Raw genomic sequence first — 3922 nt, forward strand, 5'->3', positions numbered from 1 at the left:
CAGGGGGTGACCCGGTTCGTGGAGCTGGGTCCGGACGGCACCCTGACCGCACTCACCCGACAAGCCCTCGACGACGACCACGACGCCGCGGTCCTGTCCACCCTGCGCCGAGACCGGCCGGAGACCGAGACGCTCGCAAGGGCCGTCGGCACCCTGCACATCTCGGGAGCGCCGGTCGACTGGCAGGCGTACTTCGCCGGAACGGCGCCCGCCCCGTCACCCTGCCGACGTACGCCTTCCAACGGGCGCGGTACTGGATGCGCGCCGACCAGGGTGCCCCCGGCGCGACAGGACCGGGCGACACGGGCCACCCGCTCCTCGGCCACCGGACGGCCGTGGCCCACACCGGCGACCTGCTCTTCACCGCCCGCATCCTGCTCGACACCCACGGCTGGACCGCCGACCACGCGGTCCTCGACACCCCGGTGCTGCCTCCCGCCGCCCTGGTGGAGGCGCTGACCCGGGTGGCCGATCACGGCGACGCCGGTACCCTGCACCGGCTCACCGTGCGCAAGCCCCTGGTCCTCGCCGACGACGGGACGGCGGACCTGCAGATCGTCCTCCACGCCGACGACGGTTCGGGCCGGCGCCCCTTCTCGGTCCATCTCCGCTCCGACGACGCACGGGCCCCGTGGACCCCGCACGCCGACGGCGAACTGGCATCCGGCGATCTGCCGCCCGAGGCCGCATGGCACGGCGTCGATCACGGCGAGGTCCGGCTGCCGGACGCCCTGCTGCCCGACGCCGCCCGCTACGGACTCCACCCGGCACTCGTCGAGGACGCCGTACGCGCCCTCCTCGGCCCGGCCCCGGCGGGCAGCACCCGGATCGCCGGCGAATGGCAGGGCGTGCGCGTGCATGCCACGGGTGCCACCGCACTGCGCGTCCTGGCCGAGCCCGGCGAGGGAGACGCGGTCTCCGTGCGTCTGCTCGACACCGCCGGGCAACCGGTGCTCACGGTCGACCGGCTCACCTTCCGCGACCTGCCCGACGAGGAGTTCGCGCCGACCGGTGGCCGGGCCCTGCCGCTGTACTCCCTGACCTGGCAGCAGCTCGACCCTCCGGCGCCCGCCACCCGCCCCGACGGCTGGGCGGTGATCGGCCCGCAGGACCCGCAGGACCCGCAGGACCGGCAGGACCCGCCCGGCACGGCAGACCTCGACGCGGTCGGGTTCCCGGACGTGCCCGCGCTCGCCGCCGCCGTGCGGGACGGCGCCCCGATCCGGCAGGTCCTCGTCGAGTTCGGCGGCGGGGCCCTGACGCCGCGTCCCGCCGGGCAGGCGCTGACCCTCCTCCAGCAGTGGCTCGCCGAACCGTCGCTGGACGACACGCGCCTGGTCGTCCGCACGCGGGGCGCCGTCGCCGTCGCGGCCGAAGAGGGCGCCGACCCGGACGCGGCCGCCGTCTGGGGACTGCTGAGGTCCGCCCAGGCGGAGGCTCCCGAGCGGATCGTGCTGCTCGACACCGACACCGACGCCGACACCGACACCGACGCCGACACCGACGCCGACGCCGATGTCGCTCCGCTGTCGGCCGCCGCGCTGTCCCACCTGCTGGCCTCCGGCGAACCCCAGGCCGCACTGCGCGCCGGCACCCTGTACGCGCCCCGGCTGCGCCCCGTCCCCCAGGACGCCGCCGCCCCGGAGACCGGGAGGACCGGCGCACCCGACGGGGAGCCGCACGGCACCGTGCTCATGACCGGCGGTGCGGGACGCCTCGCCGACGTGTTCGCCCGCCACCTGGTCGCCGAACACGGAGTACGTCACCTCCTGATGCTGGACGACCGCGCCGACGGCACGTGGCCCGCGCCCCAACTGCTGGCGGATCTGCACGCGTCGGGGGCCGAGGTCACCGCCGTCTCGTGCGACCTCGCCGACCGTGCGGCCCTGCGGGCGGCACTGACCGCGATACCCGGGCACCGTCCGCCGACCATGGTCGTGCACATCGCCGACCCGTCCGACGACACCGCGCTGACCGACCTGACCGCCCAGCGCCTGGACACACAGCTGCGATCCACGGCGGACACGGCCAGGCATCTGCACGAACTCACCCGCGAACTCGACCTCTCCGCCTTCGTCCTGTGCTCCTCCGGCGCGGACACGATCGGCGCACCCGCCCGGGCCGCCGACGCCGCGGCCGCCGCCTACCTCGACGGCCTCGCACACCACCGCACGGCACTCGGCCTCCCCGTCACGTCCCTGGCCCTCGGGCCGTGGGCGCGGCTGGACACCGCCGGTGACACCACGCCCGCCGAAAGGAACGACACCGCCCGCCCCCTCCTGCGCGAGCTGACGGTCCCGGACGCGACGAGCGCCTGCGACGCGGCGCTGCGCACCGGCCCGCCGGCACTGGTCGCCGCTCGGCTGGACGCCACGGCACTGCGCGCCCACACCCACCTGCCCGCCGTACTGAACGACCTGGCCGGGACCGCGGGCCGGACCCGCGCGGCGGGCTCCGACGCCGACGAGTCGGCACTGCGCCTGGAAGGCCTCACCGAGCAGGAGCGGTACCAGGCCGTGCTCGACCTGGTCCGGGCCGAATCGGCCGCGGTGCTCGGTCACGCGGACGCCGCTGCGGTCGCCCCCGACCGGGCCTTCCAGGAACTCGGCTTCGACTCCATGACCGCCGTCGAGCTGCGCAACCGCCTCATCTCGCGGACCGGCATCGCCCTGTCGGCCACGCTCGCCTTCGACCACCCCTCACCCGCGGCGCTCACCGAGCACGTACTGGCACAGCTCCTCCCCGAGCACCAGGCCGCGCCCCACTCACCCCTGGACGCCGAACTGCGTCGGCTGGAAGCCCTGTTGGTGCAGGCACCCGAGGACGCGACGGAGCGCCGCGACATCGTCGTACGGCTCCAGACGCTCCTGTCCCGGCTGACCGAGACCCACGACGAGGAGCCCTCCGCGGACCTGACGGGCCGTATCGAGGAGGCCTCGGCCGAGGAGATCTTCGCCCTCATCGACGACCAACTGGGCGGATCCACCGACTGAGCCGGCAGATCCCCGCCCCTCCGTACACAGAGGAACAAGAGGTTCCCCATGTCCACCATGTCCAACGAAGAGAAACTGCTCGACTACCTGAAGAAGGTGACCGCCGACCTGCAGAAGACCCGTCGGCGGGTCGCCGAGCTGGAGTCGGGCAGGAACGAGCCCATCGCCATCGTCGGTATGGCATGCCGTTTCCCCGGAGCCGAGTCACCGGACGACCTGTGGCAGCTGGTCATGGACGAGACCGACGCCATCTCGGAGTTCCCCACAGACCGCGGCTGGGACCTGGACAACCTCTACGACCCGGATCCCGCCAGGCCCGGCAGGACCCATGTCCGGCACGGCGGATTCCTCAAGGACGCCACCCGGTTCGACGCCGCCTTCTTCGGGATCTCCCCCCGCGAGGCCCTGGCCATGGACCCGCAGCAGCGGCTGGTGCTGGAGACGGCCTGGGAGGCGTTCGAGAGCGCCGGCATCGATCCGGCGGGCCTCAAGGGCACGCGCACCGGCGTGTTCACCGGGCTCGTCGAGCAGAGCTACCTCGGCCTGCCGACCCCCGCCGAGTTCGACGGCTACCTGATGACCAGCATGCTCAGCAGCATGGCTTCGGGCCGCATCGCCTACGTCCTCGGCCTCGAGGGCCCGGCGGTCTCGGTCGACACGGCGTGCTCGTCGTCGCTGACCGCCCTGCACCTCGCCGTGCAGTCACTGCGCTCCGGGGAGTGCACGCTCGCGCTGGCCGGTGCGTCGTACGTGGCCGCGAACCCCGTCGGCCACATCGACTTCTCGCAGCAGCAGGGCCTGGCCGCCGATGGGCGGTGCAAGCCGTTCTCGGCGGCGGCGGACGGCATCGGTTGGTCGGAGGGTGTGGGTCTGCTGTTGGTGGAGCGGTTGTCGGATGCGCGGCGTAATGGGCACCAGGTGTTGGCGGT

The 3922-nt window shown here is 73.9% G+C and carries 2 protein-coding genes; both read left to right on the plus strand.

Annotated features, from left to right (window positions below; genetic code table 11):
• Nucleotides 1-257: 257 nt before the first annotated feature.
• Nucleotides 258-2993, plus strand: a complete 2736-nt coding sequence (locus BM536_RS17425; protein ID WP_094103161.1) for a type I polyketide synthase — start codon at nucleotides 258-260, stop codon at nucleotides 2991-2993.
• Nucleotides 2994-3050: 57 nt separating this feature from the next.
• On the plus strand, nucleotides 3051-3922 hold an 872-nt coding region (locus BM536_RS17430; RefSeq protein ID WP_211362901.1), incomplete at its 3' end, for a beta-ketoacyl synthase N-terminal-like domain-containing protein.

The organism is Streptomyces phaeoluteigriseus, assembly GCF_001896135.2.
Lineage (GTDB): Bacteria > Actinomycetota > Actinomycetes > Streptomycetales > Streptomycetaceae > Streptomyces > Streptomyces phaeoluteigriseus.